The organism is Paenibacillus sp. FSL K6-2859 (genome assembly GCF_038008265.1).
GTDB lineage: Bacteria > Bacillota > Bacilli > Paenibacillales > Paenibacillaceae > Paenibacillus_AQ > Paenibacillus_AQ nitricinens.
Genome location: NZ_JBBOYU010000001.1, coordinates 3957658 through 3976187 on the forward strand (window position 1 = coordinate 3957658; position 18530 = coordinate 3976187).

Here is an 18530-nt window from a genome sequence, read left to right on the forward strand (position 1 = left end):
GCGGATCTGCATCCGCCCCCTAAACTGAGTGTGGGTTATCCGCATGTGGTCGGAGGCGCTTCGGTGCCGGCTTCCACATTTATTTTTTCCGAAACCGTATCTCTAATCACGGAAATGACAAGCTGGAGAAGATAATTGATGTCACTCTGGCTCTGTTGAAATTCGTTCACGACTGGAATGCCGTCAATTTCATCCTGCAACACTTCAATTTCACGCTCGATCTTGGCTACCATATCTTTATTATTAAAGCTTTCGAAGGCGACAATCTCCTTCTGCTTTTTCTTAATCGTTGCAATTAGACCTTGAACCCGCTCGTGGTTCAGGATTTTTTGCTCAGCCTGCTGAAAATGCTTTACTTCTTCACTTGTCGAGATCAATGAAGCTAGTTCTTTAGCTTTACCCATAATATCCTCGCGTACGATCAAGTCACGGGTATTATAAGTCTTCATCCCATATTTATTCAAACGTTGTTCCTCTGTACTCACAAGCCATCTCCCCATTCGTATGTGATGATTAATGAACAGCAGCAGCTTCTGCCACAATATCCCCTTTGATGTACCATGTTTTGGTATCTGTAATTCTCACTTTTACAAAGGTGCCAATAAGCTCCTTCGAACCTTCAAAATGGACCAGCTTGTTCGCACGGGAACGGCCAGAAAGGACTTCCGAGTTATTCTTACTCTCGCCTTCTACCAGTACCTCGACGACTTCACCTAGCATACGGTCATTAATGATCCGACTATTCTCTTTAATGAGATCATTGAGTTTTTGCAGACGTTCGCTCTTCACTGACATCGGTACATTGTCCTCCATAGCAGCTGCAGGGGTACCTTCACGAGGTGAATAAATGAACGTATATGCCATATCATACCCAACCTCGCGCACTAGCGAAAGAGTATCTTCGAATTGCTCGTCCGTCTCACCAGGGAAACCAACGATTATATCGGTACTTAATACCGCATTAGGCACACTTATCTTGATCTTACGAACTAACTCCAGATAAGCTTCACGAGTATATTTGCGACTCATTTTCTTAAGTACGGCAGTACTTCCCGATTGAACCGGTAGATGGATATGCTCCACCAGGTTGCCGCCTTTGCCGAGTACTTCAATCAATTTATCGTCAAAATCACGTGGATGCGAGGTCATAAAGCGGATGCGCGGGATATCAATTAAACGCATATCATCCATTAGGTCACCAAAGGTGTAATCGATGTCTGTAAAATCCTTACCATATGCGTTTACGTTCTGCCCTAGCAAAGTCACTTCCTTGAATCCTTGACGCGCTAGCTCTCTTACTTCAGCAATGACGTCTTCCGGACGGCGGCTTCGTTCTTTTCCCCGTGTAAAAGGTACGATACAGTACGTACAGAACTTATCACAGCCATACATGATGTTTACCCAAGCACGCATACCTTCACGTTTCTTCGGTAAGTTCTCAATAATGTCGCCTTCCTTAGACCATACCTCCACTACAAGCTCTTTACTGAATACAGCTTCTTTAATGAGATGGGGCAGACGGTGAATATTATGCGTACCAAAGATCATATCCACGAATCCATGCTTAGACATAATCCGATTGACAACGCCTTCCTCCTGCGACATGCAGCCACACACGCCCAGCAAAAGACCTGGCTTTTCAATCTTCAAGTTCTTAAGATGACCAAGCTCTCCAAATACTTTATCCTCGGCATTCTCACGAATGGCACAAGTGTTGAGCAGAATGAGATCCGCATGATTCCGATCGTCAACGCTTTTGTAGCCCATCTGTTCTAATAGGCCTTTCATCGTTTCCGTGTCATGTTCATTCATTTGGCAGCCATAAGTCGTAATATGATAATATTTGTCTACTCCGAAATTCTGCATTTCTTCAGGAATCTGGAAATCATAATGCACTTCTATTTCTTCCTTGCCACGCCGTTTTCCTTCTTTGTAATCAGGCTGGCTATTAATTTGCACATTTCTTCCTTTAATCCGGTAAGTAATCTTACCTTCTTCTTCACTAATCACCTTAGCGTCGCTAAAATCAAAATATCTCGAATAATCTTTAGAACCCTTGCCGGATTTTAAGTCCGGTGAGTTATGGTTCCCCTTAGTCATGCTGTTTTCACGTCCTCTATTGTTAAACAATTATTTTTATACTTTGCTAATTTAAAATTATAACATATTGCTGGGCTAAGTTAGAAGTACCCGACCTTTGAATGACGGAATAGAATAGTTCTTCTCTACAAAAAAATACCCCGCCAACGATTGGCAGGGTCAAATTCCATTATATTAAAGGGGGGTATGCTTGTAATATAAGCAGATATTATCCTATTGAAACAGATAAACGGTCTCTTACACAAAAAAATGCCATGCTGTGTTCAACAAGCATTAGTACAGTGATTTAGTAGCGTCCGGAGTGAACGGAATAATCTCGTCTATAGCTCCACTTTGAACTTTGGCAGGCCAAGCCGGATCGCTAATAAGTGCTCTGCCAACTGCCACTAAATCAAATTCTTCACGGTCCATTCTTTCCAGCAATTCATCTATGTTATCTTCTGGCTTCTGAGCTTTATCTTCTGCGAAAAAGTCACTTTGTAAGCCAACAGAGCCCACTGTAATGCATGGCTTCCCAGTAATCTTCTTAGTCCATCCCGCCAGATTTAGTTCAGATCCCTCAAATTCAGGTTGACTGAAGCGACGAGTGGAGCAGTGGAAAATATCCACCCCAGCATTGCTAAGTGGGGTCAGGAAGCTTTCGAGCTCAGCTGCATTTTTTGCCAGCTTCTCATCATAGGCACCCAATTTCCATTGAGAGAAGCGTAACACGATCGGAAAATCTGTTCCAACCGCTTTACGGCACGCTTCAATGATCTCTACTGCAAATGTTGTTCTACCTGCCAAATCACCACCGTATCGATCGGTACGTTTGTTCGTTCTTTCCCAGAAGAACTGGTCTATCAGATACCCATGTGCGCCGTGAATCTCAATGCCATCAAAACCCATTTTTTTCGCGTTCGCTGCCGCTTGAGCAAATGCTGAGACTAAGCTTTCAACTTCAGCTGTAGTCAGCGGCTCTGTCACAGGTTCTCCTGCTAAATTCAAACCAGAAGGGCCAATAGGAAGGGCTTCAACATTAGGGCCTTCCCCTATAGTCCGCGCCATTCCCACATGCCATAATTGGGGTATGATCTTACCTCCAGCTGCGTGAACTTCTTCTACCACCTGCTTCCAGCCCTCTAAAGCCGCTTCTTCATGTAGATTGGGGATATTGGCGTGGCTGACTGCCGAAGGATGATTAATGGCTGTGCCCTCGGTAACAATCAATCCTACTCCACCCTCTGCCCGTCTGCGATAATACGCGGCAACATTACTCCCTGGTACACCATCCGGAGAGTATACCCGTGTCATTGGTGCCATGACAATTCGGTTGGCTAATGTAAGATTCCCCACTTGAAAAGGTGTGAATAAGAGTTCAGTATTCATATGTTACCTCCATTTAATTATTAGATAACTTTAAGTAAGCTTATTATCCACCCAAAAGATGGGAAATGCAAATTTTAAGATCTTCATGTAAGAAAAAATCATAAAAACCGGACCTCGCAAAATCTGCGAATGCCCGGTTTTATCCTATTACGAACTTCTTAACCCTCAAGAATACCAGCTTTTGGAGTTACTCCGAACGCCTTAGCTAAATCCCACAGCTGCTGATCCGTGATCTTTTGCTTCATTTCTCTTCCGCCAATCAAGTTGTAGATCTTAGCAGCCTTCTCAACAGTCTCTACTAGACCAAAAGTGGAATCCATAGTGGAGCCTGTGCCGAAAATCCCGTGCTGCGGCCAGATCACTAGGCGGTGATCCTTCATTTTCTTAGCCGTTTCGCGGCCTATTTCACTGCTGCCAGGAACAATCCATGGAATGACACTAACGCCATCCGGGAAAACAACAAGGCATTCTGTGCACATTTCCCAAAGCGTCTTCGTAAACTTCAATTCATCCAGATCATGCGTGAAGGTCATCGCGATAACATTCGTAGCATGTGTATGCAATACGATACGGTGCGTAGGGTCAACCTTCAGTCGCTCAATATGGCTCATGAAATGTGAAGCCAATTCACTTGTAGGTACAGCCCCGTTCCGTAATCCCCATAACACTTCTACGCTTTCACCGTCGGCACTAACACGAAGCACACCGAGATTGGCTTCCGGGTCTTTGATCACATTTCTGAAATACTTGCCAGAGCCTGTCACGATGAAGTATTTGCCGGCTAATTCTTTTACAGGGAAGGTAAGTTTAATGGTGCGTAGTGGCTCTAGGACGTTAATATATTTAGCAACCTCATTTTCATCCAGCAGATAGCTGACATTACCGCCATTCAGCTCATCCCAGCCAAGCTCCCACATATGACGGGTAATCTCTGACATTTCCTGAATAAATGGAGCCTCACTACTTGCAATATACCCTTTGGATTCCAAAACAGATGTACTCATTGTCAATCTCTCCTTTGTATATGCTGCTCTCCACATCCACTCTAGCACTCTATCTTGCAGACAGAACTTCCTGTTCATAACTCTTCACTTCCGCCAGCCATTGCTCCCGAACGGATGTATCTTGTGATGCACAATAATAATCCCACACGGCTCCAAACGGATACGATTTGAATTCTTCCGTAAGCGCTAGTCGTGAAGTGTAATCACCAATCCGCTCTATTCTCTTTAATTCTTCCACCGGTTCGAGCATTGCGCGAAGTAACGCCTTAATGGTATTGCGTGTACCAATCACCCAAGCAGCGATATGATTAATACTGCCATCAAAGAAATCGAGTCCGATATTCGTTCGGGAGAGTAAATCCCCACGCACCAGTTCACGGGCAATTTCCAGCAGCTCGTCGTCCATCGTTACAACGTGGTCACTGTCCCAACGGACGGGTCTGCTTACATGCAGCAGCAACTGCTCGCTAAACATAAGAATCGAAGATAGCTTATTTGAGATCATCTCCGTAGGATGGAAATGTCCGGCATCCAAACAGATAGCTTTACCGCGAGTTAAACCATAGCCCATGTAGAACTCATGTGATCCAACCACATAACTCTCAGAACCGATTCCGAACAATTTACTTTCTAAAGCATCAATATTATAAAGAGGATCTATTTCCACACTGAAAATCTCATCCAACGACTCCTTTAACCGCACTCTTGGCGCTAAACGATCGACTGGTGCATCTTTATATCCGTCTGGCACCCAAAAGTTAGTTACGCAAGGTTGCCCCAGCTCTTTACCAAAATGTTCAGCAATCGTCCGCGAAGCCTTACAATGCTTAATCCAGAAGTTACGAATCTTCTCGTCAGAGTGACTTAGCGTAAAACCGTCTGCAGCTTTAGGATGTGAGAAACAAGTAGGGTTAAAATCAAGGCCCAGCCCCTGCTCTTTCGCCCAGTCTACCCAAGATTGGAAATGGCGTGGCTCCAATTCATCTAAATCAACTTTTTCATCTGTATCTGCATAGATCGCATGTAAATTTACTTTGTGCTTACCAGGAATAAGGGATAATGCTTTTTCTAAATCTTGACGCAGTTGATCTGGCGTGCGAGCTCGTCCGGGATAACTTCCTGTTACCGCTATTCCCCCGCTTAGTTCTTTATCTTTAAAAAGAAACCCTTGTACATCATCGCCCTGCCAGCAATGGATGGAAATCTTAATTTGCGCGAGCCGCTCCAGCACGTTCTCCACATCAATCCCGTGGGCTGCGTATAATTTTTTGGCTTCATTATAGCTAGTGATAATACTCTGATCCATGCTGTAGTACCTCCTAAAATCATATAGCGTAAGTTTAATTAGATTTGATGTTGTATTTTGGACAACTGAAGCTCTTTCCAGCGAATTAGAATTTCTTCAAGATGAGTGGTCTGGCGCGGTGTGAACGACTTTATCTCAAATGATTCAGCGATAATATCTCTTGCTTCATTAATATCAGTTAGGCTTCCCGTGCTAATCATCTGCACCACTAGATTACCAAGTGCTGTGGATTCCGTTGGGCCAGCCTTAACTTCTCTGCCTATAACATCAGCAGTCAGTTGGCATAACAGGCTGTTGTTAGCACCTCCACCCACAATTTGCAGAACCTCGATCCGGCTTTCTATTAATTCTTCTAGTTCTTCCAAGTAAGTAAGGTACGTTAATGCCAAGCTGTCAAAAATAGAGCGAGCCAACTGACCTGGCGTCTCAGGAACAGGCTGCCCGCTCTCTGCGCAGGCATTACGAATCTCTTCTATCATATTTGAAGGATTGAGAAATCTTGGATCATTACAGGAGATCAGGCTCCGGAAGCCTTCTTCTCCATGTGCAAGCTCTGTTAGTTCCGCAAAGCTATAACGATCGTCCATTAGCCTGCGAACCTCTTGGATGAGCCAAAGGCCCATAACATTTTTGAGGAATCTATAGGTTCCGTATGCGCCCCATTCATTGGTGTAATTGGCCTTCATGGCCATCATAGAATTGAGTGGCTGAGTTCGTTCAACACCGAGCAATGACCATGTTCCACTGCTGATATACGCGGAGTCCCTTTGAAGAGGGGCACCCAGCACTGCAGAGGCTGTATCATGTGTGGCTACACAGATCAGTTGGCAATCCGGAAGATCATATTCCTGAAATAGTGCTTCATCGAGGGGGCCAATAATTACTCCAGGTTCAGTCAATGTAGCGAATTGATCTCTTTTAATATTCAGAAAATCCAACAGGTCATTATCGAAATCTCGACTCTCTAGATTCAATAGCTGAGTTGAAGATGCATTAGTAACCTCATTGATCTTGTACCCCGTTAATCTGAAATACAGATAATCAGGCACGAGTAAGATTTGATCCGCTTGGGCTATTTCTTCTTCACTGTGAACATAAAGCTGATACAACGTATTAAAAGATAACTGTTGAATACCAGTCTTTTCATATATAGTTTGAGGAGAAATATGCTTAGCTACCTCATCCATAGCCTTATCGGTTCTACGATCACGATAAGCGTAAACCTCTTGAATACGTGTTCCCTCTGCATCCACAAGAACATAATCTACAGCCCATGTATCTATCCCCAGCGTACACGCTGTAATGCCTTGCCCCTTAGCTTTCTGAAGCCCTATAATAATCTGCTCGAATAAATAATCTATGTCCCAGAAATAAGAATCCTCTTGTTCTACAAAACGATTGCTAAACCGATGAAGCTCCTCTAAGGTGAGGACGCCCTCTTGCAGTATTCCGCGTACTAACCGCCCACTAGAGGCACCAATATCCACGGCGATATGATTATTCATAAAGAATCTCCTAAAGTAAGGGATGAATTATAGTATTTTTTTGAATAGTGCAATGACTTCTTCCTTCGTAGGGATAAAAGGATTACCCGGTGCACAAGCGTCCTTCATGGAGTTCTCTGGCTAAAAGATCAAGATCGACCTCATCTACTCCAAGCTGATGCACCATCGCATGCAAATAACCAAGTCCGCCTAGGAAAAATGCATACACCATTTACTCACGAAAATTGATCGGGTGGAACGTAAAACACATGTGTGCTCATTTCTTGACCAGCCTCCTAATGTTAATTCATCAACACCAAGTTTAATCACTTTACTCTGCATTCTAGGGCGCAGTATTCCGGCTGCTGCGCCTCAGGCTGGCCTCTGAATAGCAGCTGGGCCGGCCTTGCATCACACTAACTCGACTAATCTCTAAGGGAATTATTTCCTTCTTCATCGTATGCCGCTAAATCTTTGTTGTCAACATTTTAAATATAATTTATGTTGTTTTTGTTTGTTTTATATCTGTTTTGTGAATATTATTGGAAAGTACAGATGTTTTTACGTTGTTTTCATTGCAAAACACAGATATTTAGCGCTATGATTGTAAAATATAGCTTTGGAAAGGTGATTCCTATGCTTGCAGCCGAAAGACGTAAAAAAATTATAGATCTCGTCCATCAAGATAAACGGGTACTGGTCTCTGATTTGAGCCGGATGTTTGAAGTTACAGAAGAGACGATACGCAGAGATTTGGAGAAGCTTGAGAAGGATGGCATCCTTAGTCGTACCTATGGCGGTGCTATGCTGAATCGTCATACGAATGAGGATCTGCCTTTTGTTACACGAAATGCCTTGAATACAGATATTAAACGGGGAATCGCCTTGAAGGCACTCGATTTAATCAATGATGGAGATACATTAATGGTAGATCCAAGCTCTACAGCCTTTGAGTTTCTAAAATTGCTCGGCAACAAAAACAATTTAACCATCATCACAAACTCCATTAATATTTTGCATGAGTTCTCGAATTCAGGAATGGATATCATCTCTACCGGCGGGTCACTTCGCTACCGGTCATTATCGCTGGTGGGACCCGTAGCCCATGACACCATTCAAAGATACAATGTGGATACTGCGGTCATCAGTTGTAAAGGAATGGATATGGAACGAGGCATCACAGATTCCAACGAACCGGAGTGTGAGCTTAAGAAGTTCATGCTGCGGCAAGCGAACAAGGTCGTGCTCCTGGCGGATCACACCAAATTCGATAAGACTGCTTTTACGAAGCTGGTTGAGCTTGGCCAAATTGATTTCTTGATCACGGACCGCAAGCCTTCTGAAGCTTGGCTGAAACGTCTGAACGAGGACAATATTGAGGTTCTCTATTAACATAGGTAATAACATACTGAGCCTAATTTAACAAATGCCGTTCCCATTGCGCTATGGGTGACGGCATTTGTTGTATTTTTCAGCCTTATCTTTCTGTAGAAACCTGAGAAATTGATATTACATCTATGGAAGAATGAATAGGATCTGCCTGCTTTACTTGTGTAGAAGCCTTCTTCCTACAGATGTAAACAAGCGCTGGCGGGAAATTTAACAGTACCCATTTAACACTCACTATATCAAAATGCTGCATTAATTCCTTCTTCATTTGAGGAAAATATTCAAAAGTGATGAACCAGCCACTCTCTTTTAAAGAAGAGATGATTTGTTCAAAGTAAAGCGTCCGATCTGAGGCTGAGAAATTCCTAAAAGACAAACTGCTCACGATGCAGTCTAACTTCTCTAACCTTCTATTATGAAGTGCAAGCCTTAGCCGCAGGCAATCGTTTAGAAAAATACGGCCAGGAAATTTAAGTCTTAGTTGATGACGAAAATCAGGATCCTTCTCAAACAGGAGCACATTCATCCCGGTCTCTTCCCTGCTTGGAATAAATCTTGTGATTGCTCCAGTGCCCGCACCCAGCTCAGCTATGTTATGCATTTCTTGCCACGGAAGGATGTCGAGCATCGTTTTTGCCAGCCAGCGTGAACTGGGAGTAACGCTTCCTAATTGTCGGGGCGCATGCAGAAATTTATACAGAAAATGAATTCTTTCTCGAATTCCGTTTCGCATGTCAACTCCCCCTTATCGTAATTTCCCCATCTAACTCTAAAATATGTTAAAAGGATTAAAGTCGTACTCGATCTATTCTCTCCATTTATTAATTTTTGCAAAACAAAAGCCCAAATTTCACCGCAGAATGAATTGCGAGGAAATTCGGGCTAATGATTAACATTAATTACTTCGTTTCAACGGCATGTCCACCAAATTCATTCCGGAGTGCAGCCACTACTTTACCAGTGAAGGTATCGGTCTCAAGTGAACGGTAGCGCATTAATAACGCCATCGCGATCACTGGTGTTGCAGCTTGCAGATCAAATGCGGTTTCGAGGGTCCATCTGCCTTCTCCGGAGGAGTGCATAATCCCTTTGATCTCATCCAATTTAGCATCTTTCGAGAACGCACGTTCAACCAGTTCCATCAGCCAAGAACGGATAACAGATCCATGATTCCACACCCGGGCGACTTCCTCAAAGTTGTAATCAAACTCACTCTTCTCCAGCACCTCAAAGCCTTCACCGATGGCAGCCATCATGCCGTATTCGATACCGTTATGCACCATTTTCAGAAAATGGCCGCTACCAGCTTTACCGGCATATAAAAAGCCGCTTTCCACAGCCGTATCACGGAAGATGGGCTCCACAACCTCCCAAGCTTCAGGATCTCCACCAACCATGTAACAAGCGCCGTTCCGCGCGCCTTCCATTCCTCCTGAGGTACCTGCATCCATAAAGCTGATTCCGTATTCTTTCAATTGCTCATAACGGCGAATGGATTCCTTATAATGGGAATTCCCCGCTTCTATGACGATATCTCCTTTGGATAACAAAGGTGTGATCTCAGCGATGACAGAGTCCACAACCTGATGTGGTACCATAATCCAAATGATTCTAGGCGTTTCCAATTGTTGTACCAGTTCAGTAAGTGTCACTGCTCCTTTAGCGCCCTTTGCTTTCATTTCCTCCACAGCAGGTGCATTCAAATCAAATGCGACAACCTCATGCCCATGATCCAGCAAATTCTGGCCCAAATTAAAGCCCATTTTTCCTAATCCAACTAATCCTACTTTCATGTAATTCCCCTCCGATATATAGCTTCTTGTGATGTAATTTCTCCAAATTTGGTAAAAAAAACAGGCAGGGGCTTACGCCCCTGGCCGTATAGATTCTTGCGTTGCTGCAACTTCAGCTTGAGCAGACGTAACTTCTGTCTCCTGATCTGCCTCATCGAACCACCAGCGATCTTCACCCAATAGCTCCATAGCCGCATCTGGACCATATGATCCTGACGCATAAGTGTGAAGTGGCATAAGCCCCTCTTCCATCGCTTCCTGAATAGGTGTAACCCACTGCCATGACAGCTCTACTTCTCTCCAGTGAGCGAAGAAGGTAGCATCTCCACGAAGTGCATCGAAGATTAGATTCTCGTAGGCTTCCGGAACATCTGAGGTACCCGCTTCATAAGTCGCGCGGACAGGCTCAAGCTTTCCTTTTTGCAGCTGATCTTTCGTGTTAAGCTGTAGCGTTATGGCTTCATTCGGTCCAATCTCGATAATTAGTAAATTCGGTACGTCATTTCCTTTATTCAAGTTATTACTATCATTAAACGGTTCTTTAAACTCAATAACAATACGTGTGGATTTCTCCTTCATTCTCTTCCCAGTACGAACATAGAAAGGTACATCATTCCATAGCGGATCATCTATAAATAAACGCGCTGCGATAAACGTCTCATTTTGCGAGGATTGATTAATTCCCGGCTCATTCAAATAACCTGTTACAGCATTCCCTTTAATTTCACCCTCTGCATATTGTCCACGGACAACATGTTTATTAACCTCATCTTTGCTAATTGGAATGAGATGTTCCATGACGTATATTTTCTTCCCACGGATTTCTTCAGGTGTACTGCCTTTAGGAAGCTGCATTGCCATCATCATCATCAACTGCAGCATATGGTTCTGGAACATATCACGAAGTGCACCAGCTTTATCATAATAGCCTGCCCGTTCTTCAACGCCGACAGTCTCACTCGCTGTAATTTGAACATTCGCGATATATCTATTTTTCCACAGTGCTCTTAGCACTGGATTAGAATACTTCAGAACCTCCAAATTCTGGACCATCGGTTTACCCAGGAAGTGGTCAATACGGAAGATTTCTTCTTCAGTAAATACGGCATTCAAGCTATCATTCAGTTCTCTTGCTGATTTTAAATCTGTGCCAAAAGGCTTCTCAATAATCAGACGCTTCCAGCCTTTCGTGGAACCCAGACCGCTGGAGTGAATATTAGCTGCGATTTCCTTGAAGAACTCAGGACCCACAGACAAATAGAACATCCGATTCTCTGGAATATTGAACAACTGCTCGCGACGTTTAACATGCTCCAGGAGCTTCAAGTAATCTTCGGTATTCCCCACATCTAGAACACTATATTCAAAAGCTTCCAAGAACACCTGCAATTGCGGTGAGTCAACCGCTGGTTGTCTGGAAAAAGTCTGTAAGGATTGCAGAACTTGCTTACGGAAGGCTTCATTCGAAACTTCTCTTCTTCCTAATCCAATCACAGAAAGAGGACCTGAAATTTGACCATCTAAAAAGAGGTTATATAGTGCAGGATAGATTTTACGTTTTGCCAAATCTCCTGTAGCGCCGAATAGCACAAATGTTGATGATTCCACTTTCATTCCTCCTGTTGTTATATATTATTTATATACTTACTTTTAATTACTAACATACTCAGTAGAATCAATCATACGACTGATATTTTCATACGTCAACCTCATTTCGACATTTACGAAAAGTTATTATTTTCACAAAGCTGTGAATTGGAAATTATGATTAATGTCACAAAGAAAATAGTATGGGATCATTCGCATTAAATTACTCGGATATTCACGTTGATTAAAGAAAAATTCCAATCCCAGTGCGGCTTTAACCAACTTGAATCCTCTCCCTCCGGTTTAAAATCCATCACAACAGCCAATTAGTAACAAGAATAAAATTTCCAGTCGTCAACTTTACTCACGCTACCTTGTATCTTTAAACTAACTTCAAGTAATTGATCATTTTAAAATGGACGACGTCAATAAAATATTACAAATCGATCTTGCTTTATCTCAACTTAGATTTTTAAGCATAAAAAAGGTCCTCTTCGAGGAAGATTATCAGAGTATGCTTCGGAGGGATGATAAGAGCTACACAGTCCGATTTCTCTCAAAAAATGCGCAAACTAGACCAAATAGTTGCAAAGCAGTCCGTTACGTCAACTCGTGCTGATCTCCTTGGTTGAATCGGACTCAGAAGCCCTTAACTCCTTGCTTGAGACCCACTCATGTTGGACGGCAATCCCCTTGTTCACCCTGCCTCTTGTTTAAGGCCAGTATATTAAGTGTTATAATTAAAGAACGCATGAATAGCCATTCAGTTCACGAAAGGAAGGAGATTTTTTCATGAATATGAAACAATGGGATCGAATTCGGACGGGACAGGGATTTATAGCTGCTTTGGACCAAAGTGGTGGAAGTACACCTAAAGCGCTGCTGCAATATGGCATTACAGAGGACAGCTACTCCAATGAAGATCAAATGTATGCAATGGTTCACGAGATGCGAACGCGCATTATCAAGAGCCCTGCATTTGATTCGAAGTATATACTGGGTGCCATCTTATTCGAGAACACAATGGACCGTCTCATCGACGGAAAATATACTGCTGATTATCTGTGGGAGGAAAAAGGCATTGTGCCCTTTTTGAAAATCGATAAAGGACTTGCCGAACCAGAAAACGGGGTACAGCTCATGAAGCCAATTCCCGGCTTAAGTGATCTTCTGAAGCGGGCCAACGAACGGAGTATCTTTGGAACGAAAATGCGCTCGGTGATTAAAGAAGCCAATCCTTCCGGCATCAAAAAAGTGGTTGAACAGCAATTTGAAGTCGGCAAGCAAATTTTAGAAGCAGGACTGATCCCGATTATCGAACCTGAGGTTGATATCCATTCTGATGATAAAACAGCGTCCGAAAAGCTGTTAAAAGAAGAACTTTCAGCTCAATTGTCTAAGCTGGGCAACGATGTGAAGGTCATGCTTAAGCTCTCCATACCCACGGAGAATAACTTCTATCGTGAATTAATGGATGATCCTCACGTTTTAAGAATTGTCGCTTTGTCCGGCGGTTACACACAAGCAGAGGCCAACGATAAACTCGCCCGTAATCAAGGATTAATCGCCAGCTTCTCGCGTGCGTTATCGCAAGGACTAAGCGCCGGGCAGTCAGACGAAGAGTTTAACGCGCTCCTCTCCAAATCTGTAGAAGCGATATATGCTGCCTCTAATCAATAAGCAGCTATTCTCTTCGTAAAGATGCCAGACACATAAAAGGGCTGTTTCCTTGGCAGGTGAATGCCTGCCAGGAAACAGCCCTTTTCATTTGGATTTACTTTTTCAAAGCTAGTGCTCTCAGAATAATAGTTGCTGCTTCAGCACGAGTAGTACTGCCTTGTGGCTTCAATGTTCCATCTGTATAACCCTTAAGAAGCCCCTCAGCTATTGCTGCGCCCAGCGCAGGACGAGCCCAGGTGGAGACCTTGGCGCCGTCCGAGAAGTTCACACTCATCTCCGCTTCTGAGAGGTGCGCTGCGCGAACGACAATTGCAGCTACCTGCTCACGAGTAACCATCTCGTCTGGTCCAAAGTTACCATCGTTATAGCCATTAACAACACCGAGCGCCGATGCAGTTGCAATGGCTTCATTAGCCCAATGCGTCTTCGTGTCTCCAAACACTTTGCCGACTTCAGCCTGAAGCTGGAAGGCTTTGACGATTATCGTTACAAATTCGGCTCTTGTAATCTTACTATCTGGTTTAAAAGTATTGTCCGGATAGCCATTAATCGCACCGAGTTTAATCAGATCTCTGATGCTCGCTTCAGCCCAATGTCCCTTCATATCAACAAAATTCACATCCTGTGAAGGGGTGGGTGCCACTATTTTATCAGAGACCAGAACAGCAAATTTCGTAAAATGCGTAACTGTTCCCGACACCGTTCCACTTTCCAGATCCAGTTGCAGATTATCCAGCTTCACCCACTTTTTCGTCTGCTCGTTCAACCAGTACAACCCTACATCGGATTTGTTAAAGTCCACTTTCTGCTTATCAAAAGGTAGTGTAATTGTGATCGCTTTAGCAAAATCCCCTTCCACATTCTTGATGATCTCATAAATATCACCCAGCAATTTCAATTCTACTTCAGTGAAAAGGTTCGAGATATCACTTAGTTTAGTTACTGTTACCGTAAATCCTTTATCCTTTGCCCCAGCCGGAACATTAATTTCTATCCCGTTCAAAGACAGTACACCACCATTCACTGTGACTGTTCCGCTATTGACCGAAGGATTAACATGATTCGTCCCACCTGTCGAGGTCGACGGATTAGAAGGCTCCGTTGGTAACGTTGTAACAGCTTCAGCTCGGATCACAGTCAAAGAGTACGTCTTGCGGATACCGTCTGATGATGTCACTATAATCGGAATAACATTGCTGCCAACATTCAAATTAATCGCTTCACTGGTTTGTCCATTCACTGCCGGAGTACCATTTATAGTAAAGGCAGCAGATCTGTCATATACACTTGCTGTTACCGTAATGCTGGACACTTCATTGCCCACTTTAGAAGTATAGTCTGTTACCTCTGGTTTAAAGGCCGGGTTCAGTATACCGTGAGACAGCATCAGAGCACTTAAATCCATGTCATGACTGGCTGCTTCCTCAGCTCCTCTTACAACGTCTACGTTGTAGGTTTTACTCGTGCCATCGACCGCGGTCACCACAACCGGAATGTTGTTGCTTCCAACCTCTAGATGAATCATGTCACTGAGCTGGCCGCTTGTGGACGGTTTACCATTCACCGTAAGTGTGGCTGAGCTATCGTACACACTAGCTGTTACCGTAATGCCTGTTACTTCCTTATTCACATGCACCGAATACTCGGTGGTTTCTGAAGCAAATGAAGGGTCCAATGTGCCGCTAGATAATGTAAGAGCACTCAAGTCTGTAACACCTTTCACTTCTTCTGCCTTAGATCTTGTCACGATCACGGTATAAGTCTTGGTAGAGCCGTCCCGAGCCGTCACTGTGAATGGGATTTCATTCGTTCCAACTGAAAGCTCAAATGATATTCCGGTTCCGTTGCTGTAGGGTTGTCCTTGGGCAGTCAACTCCGCTTTGCCATCGGTAGCCTTCGCCATTAGTTCAATAGAATCGACGGAGTGTTCTACCTTAACTGCATACTGGGTGATACCGGTAGCGAATGACGGGAATAACGTACCTGTCTGAACAGTCAAATCATTTAGTGTCGAGACATCAATGAGCTTGCCTGCCAGCATATCGCTTTGGACTAATGCAAAATCCGCTACCGCTTGGTGTGAATAATCCTCGGCAGCATTCAGAATAAAGCTCTTAAGATCGTTCCACACTGGAAGTACATCTGTTACAAAACGCTCTTCAAATTTGTAGTTCAGTGCTTCGGATACTTTGTCTAGACGAGAATCCGAATAAGCATAGGCTTTTGCCGCATCTATTAAATATTGCTCCAATTCATCTTTATTTTTGAATGGCTTATCTGTGTAATCTCCTTTATAAGGCGAGACTTCCCGGATCAGATAAGAACGGTTCGCAGCTTCGACTACACCCAGATAAACATCAGGGTCTACCGCTGTCTTGATATAAGCGTCTTTGGAGATGTACGCGCTGGTATTCTGCTCCTTCACATCAAGCAGGATGTCATCCGTGTTCGCCACGCTTCGACCTTCGATCAGCACGTTATAGCGTTCAACGCCGATGCTGCCTATCCCTTGATGAATGCGGCGCGCGATGTCCTTGATGGTGAAATAAGCCTCAAATTGCTCGTCGGTTAGGTTCGGAAAATTCCCTCTGACCTGAGTCTTATAATTTTCCCAATCTGCACGCAAGGATGTCATTTCAGCCTCAGTCGCAAGTTCAAACTTATCCGAATTGCCGGTGATGTTAATTTTTCCGTTCAAGGTACGTTTACCTAATAGTTTTTGCAGTGCCTCAGGGTAAGACACCTTGGAGACACTGTCCATTACGTTTTTCGTATAAGGCGTGACATTGCTTTTGGTCAACTTGGTAGTCTTCTTACTATTGTCGTTATTAATTTCTACTAGAGTATCTTTATACGTTTCCAAGAATTTATCAGATACTTCACGGAAATCAGCGTCCTGTAAATTTAAAATGCCAGAACTGTCTTTATCATATTTCACGACGTAAACACTTGTCACAAAACGAACCAGATCGTTATAGAAGCTTCCGATTCCCGCAGAATCCACATCGTTCAGACTAAATACCATCGTTTCTGTGCTGTCATTAAAGGTTCCCACATTCTGAATATGGGCATCACCTTGTGTGTAGGTTTGAATATCTTTGTCTTTCCACCCTGCGATAACCGAATCGGGGGATGGAATGAGATGATTCGCCTGATCGGATTTGAACAATGAATTCGTACCCCGTAAAAAAGTATAAGCATTAGCTCCCATCGCATCACTTCCATATTTATATGCTTTAGTAACCGGATCATTAAATCCGGTATTGTCCGCTATAATTCTTTGTTCAACCACTTGCTTTCGAGCTTCGTCAGAAAGAACAGGTTGACTATACCGGAGTAATGAGATTCCGATCCCATCGGATTCTATCCAACCACTATCCTGTACTGCCTGCGGCTTCAAAGTCACATTAAGCGGCACAGTGTCCATAACCGGTAATTTTGCTGCACCAGAGATGGCGATAGTGATCGTATTACTGCTGCTTTGTCCTTCAGCCGTAAGCTTCCAATCTCCTGCAGGAAGCCCCTCCACGCTGTAAGCATTTGCACTTAGCGAGCCATCAACAGCAACACCTGCATTAACCTGCAACCGCAGAAGTGCGTTTACATTCTTCGCGCTGCTCATAGGGATCGCAGAGGAATCTGGAACAGCAACAATTTTATTGGAAGGCGTAAACTTAGCCAAGGTCACTGTATTGGTCTTTTGATAAACACTCACTGGTTCAGTTGGCTTGTTGGCCTGATTCCATGCCCCAGGAAGAATATTAAACGTAAGATTGGCATCAGAATCTAAATTTCCAGAAGCATTTCCAGAAATCGTAATAGTGATTTGATCCCCACTAGCGGCTGCCGTTGCAGATAAACCTGCCGGAAGACCGAATACGTTGAAATCAGCCGAAGCCCATACTCCCTGTTTTAGAACAGCGTTGAAGGCTTTCAGAATAATAGTATTATGATCTGAATCTACGGCAGAGCTGGACTTCATCTGTACAGTCTGATTATTCTCCACAACAGCATAAGCCGCCGGGCTGCTGGAATTCCGGGCCTTTGCGCCTTTGACTTTTTCAAAGTCCTTTCCGTTGTTCTTCGTATCCCAGTTGTTACCGCTATTCGGGAAGGATGCCGAAGTCTGGTAGGTCACAGGATCCAATGGATCGAACACTAAGCGCTGCATCGTATTTTGCTTGCCAGCCTGCGGCGCTGGACTTCCCCAAAAAGCATCTACCGCATCGTAGCCAACGAAATCCACGACATTATCCTTTAGCGAATCTTTCATCGGATCATTGTCGGTTAGTTTTTGGTTCGTATTTAATAGGGCTAGCTTACCGCTGTTATTCCCTAGTTTAAAAGAACTCTCCACGGCATCCGCTTGTGGCAATTCAGCTCCGACACTTCCGTTACTGCCAAGCGCTACCAAATAATAGCCGTATGCAGGAATCTGTGCTGTCGGTGCGCCTAAATTTGCTATCTTCCAGTTGTTTTTCTGGTTATCAGCGAATTGTATAGACCAGCCGTTTAATGAAACAGGCTTCGACGTAGGATTAAATAATTCAACAAAGTCGCTTGAGTACACATCGAGAACATCGTCTTTTTTCCCTCCATAAAAATGGCTGATTACTATGTTCTCCGCCAGATTATCGGTGTTCGCCGATTCTGCGGCCGCATAGCCCGTCCCCGACAGAACCCATAAGGATTGCACCACCAATGCTGTCACAAGGGCGACAGAAATCCAGCGCTGAACTATTTTTTTCAAATTGATTGACCCCTCTCCCATTTCAAAATTCAGATCATTATATCAACTGAATGTCATAGGAACGTAAAA

12 protein-coding genes and 1 pseudogene are annotated in these 18530 nt (G+C 43.7%); 2 read left to right on the forward strand and 11 right to left on the reverse strand.

Features of this window, described 5'->3' with window-relative positions:
- Positions 1-35: 35 nt before the first annotated feature.
- From MHB64_RS17720 to MHB64_RS17750, 7 genes and pseudogenes are all read right to left on the reverse strand, one after another.
- Positions 36-485, reverse strand: coding sequence for a RicAFT regulatory complex protein RicA family protein (locus tag MHB64_RS17720; protein ID WP_060623306.1), 450 nt, complete (start codon positions 483-485; stop codon positions 36-38).
- A 28-nt stretch (positions 486-513) separates the two neighbouring features.
- Positions 514-2100, reverse strand: a complete 1587-nt coding sequence (gene miaB, locus MHB64_RS17725) for a tRNA (N6-isopentenyl adenosine(37)-C2)-methylthiotransferase MiaB (protein ID WP_341135033.1) — start codon at positions 2098-2100, stop codon at positions 514-516.
- 273 nt (positions 2101-2373) lie between these two features.
- Complete coding sequence (locus MHB64_RS17730) at positions 2374-3468, reverse strand: NADH:flavin oxidoreductase (protein WP_341135034.1); 1095 nt, start codon at positions 3466-3468, stop codon at positions 2374-2376.
- A 158-nt stretch (positions 3469-3626) separates the two neighbouring features.
- Positions 3627-4472, reverse strand: a complete 846-nt coding sequence (rhaD, locus tag MHB64_RS17735) for a rhamnulose-1-phosphate aldolase (protein WP_341135035.1) — start codon at positions 4470-4472, stop codon at positions 3627-3629.
- A 49-nt stretch (positions 4473-4521) separates the two neighbouring features.
- A complete protein-coding gene (rhaA, locus tag MHB64_RS17740) occupies positions 4522-5778 on the reverse strand; it encodes an L-rhamnose isomerase (protein ID WP_094868871.1) in 1257 nt (418 codons plus the stop codon).
- Positions 5779-5816: 38 nt separating this feature from the next.
- The gene (gene rhaB / locus MHB64_RS17745; protein WP_341135036.1) at positions 5817-7283 is read right to left on the reverse strand and encodes a rhamnulokinase; all 1467 of its coding nucleotides are present in this window, start codon (positions 7281-7283) and stop codon (positions 5817-5819) included.
- A gap of 27 nt (positions 7284-7310) precedes the next feature.
- Positions 7311-7440, reverse strand: a pseudogene (locus tag MHB64_RS17750) (lactaldehyde reductase); the annotation flags it as partial.
- Between the two features lie 458 nt (positions 7441-7898).
- Between MHB64_RS17750 and MHB64_RS17755 the strand changes: the two are divergent.
- On the forward strand, positions 7899-8654 hold the full coding sequence (locus tag MHB64_RS17755; RefSeq protein ID WP_094875201.1) for a DeoR/GlpR family DNA-binding transcription regulator: 756 nt from the start codon (positions 7899-7901) through the stop codon (positions 8652-8654).
- Positions 8655-8739: 85 nt separating this feature from the next.
- Here MHB64_RS17755 and MHB64_RS17760 read toward each other — a convergent pair whose 3' ends face one another.
- From MHB64_RS17760 to zwf, 3 genes are all read right to left on the reverse strand, one after another.
- Positions 8740-9384: a class I SAM-dependent methyltransferase gene (locus MHB64_RS17760; RefSeq protein WP_179281505.1), complete on the reverse strand. Its 645-nt coding sequence runs from the start codon at positions 9382-9384 to the stop codon at positions 8740-8742.
- A gap of 166 nt (positions 9385-9550) precedes the next feature.
- On the reverse strand, positions 9551-10444 hold the full coding sequence (gene gnd / locus MHB64_RS17765) for a phosphogluconate dehydrogenase (NAD(+)-dependent, decarboxylating) (protein WP_094868869.1): 894 nt from the start codon (positions 10442-10444) through the stop codon (positions 9551-9553).
- A 72-nt stretch (positions 10445-10516) separates the two neighbouring features.
- A complete protein-coding gene (gene zwf, locus MHB64_RS17770; RefSeq protein ID WP_094868868.1) occupies positions 10517-12052 on the reverse strand; it encodes a glucose-6-phosphate dehydrogenase in 1536 nt (511 codons plus the stop codon).
- 771 nt (positions 12053-12823) lie between these two features.
- Here zwf and MHB64_RS17775 point away from each other — a divergent pair.
- Positions 12824-13711, forward strand: a complete 888-nt coding sequence (locus MHB64_RS17775; protein ID WP_341135037.1) for a fructose bisphosphate aldolase — start codon at positions 12824-12826, stop codon at positions 13709-13711.
- 94 nt (positions 13712-13805) lie between these two features.
- Here MHB64_RS17775 and MHB64_RS17780 read toward each other — a convergent pair whose 3' ends face one another.
- Entirely contained in the window at positions 13806-18461 is a 4656-nt protein-coding gene (locus tag MHB64_RS17780) for a cadherin-like beta sandwich domain-containing protein (RefSeq protein WP_341135038.1), read from the reverse strand.
- Between the last annotated feature and the right edge of the window lie 69 nt (positions 18462-18530).

Bases quoted from the DNA above. Each gene is read 5' to 3' on its own strand.
- miaB (WP_341135033.1), bottom strand. From the start codon at position 2,100: ATGACTAAGGGGAACCATAACTCACCGGACTTAAAATCCGGCAAGGGT.
- MHB64_RS17730 (WP_341135034.1), bottom strand. From the start codon at position 3,468: ATGAATACTGAACTCTTATTCACACCTTTTCAAGTGGGGAATCTTACA.
- rhaD (WP_341135035.1), bottom strand. From the start codon at position 4,472: ATGAGTACATCTGTTTTGGAATCCAAAGGGTATATTGCAAGTAGTGAG.
- rhaA (WP_094868871.1), bottom strand. From the start codon at position 5,778: ATGGATCAGAGTATTATCACTAGCTATAATGAAGCCAAAAAATTATAC.
- rhaB (WP_341135036.1), bottom strand. From the start codon at position 7,283: ATGAATAATCATATCGCCGTGGATATTGGTGCCTCTAGTGGGCGGTTA.
- MHB64_RS17755 (WP_094875201.1), top strand. From the start codon at position 7,899: ATGCTTGCAGCCGAAAGACGTAAAAAAATTATAGATCTCGTCCATCAA.
- MHB64_RS17760 (WP_179281505.1), bottom strand. From the start codon at position 9,384: ATGCGAAACGGAATTCGAGAAAGAATTCATTTTCTGTATAAATTTCTG.
- gnd (WP_094868869.1), bottom strand. From the start codon at position 10,444: ATGAAAGTAGGATTAGTTGGATTAGGAAAAATGGGCTTTAATTTGGGC.
- MHB64_RS17775 (WP_341135037.1), top strand. From the start codon at position 12,824: ATGAATATGAAACAATGGGATCGAATTCGGACGGGACAGGGATTTATA.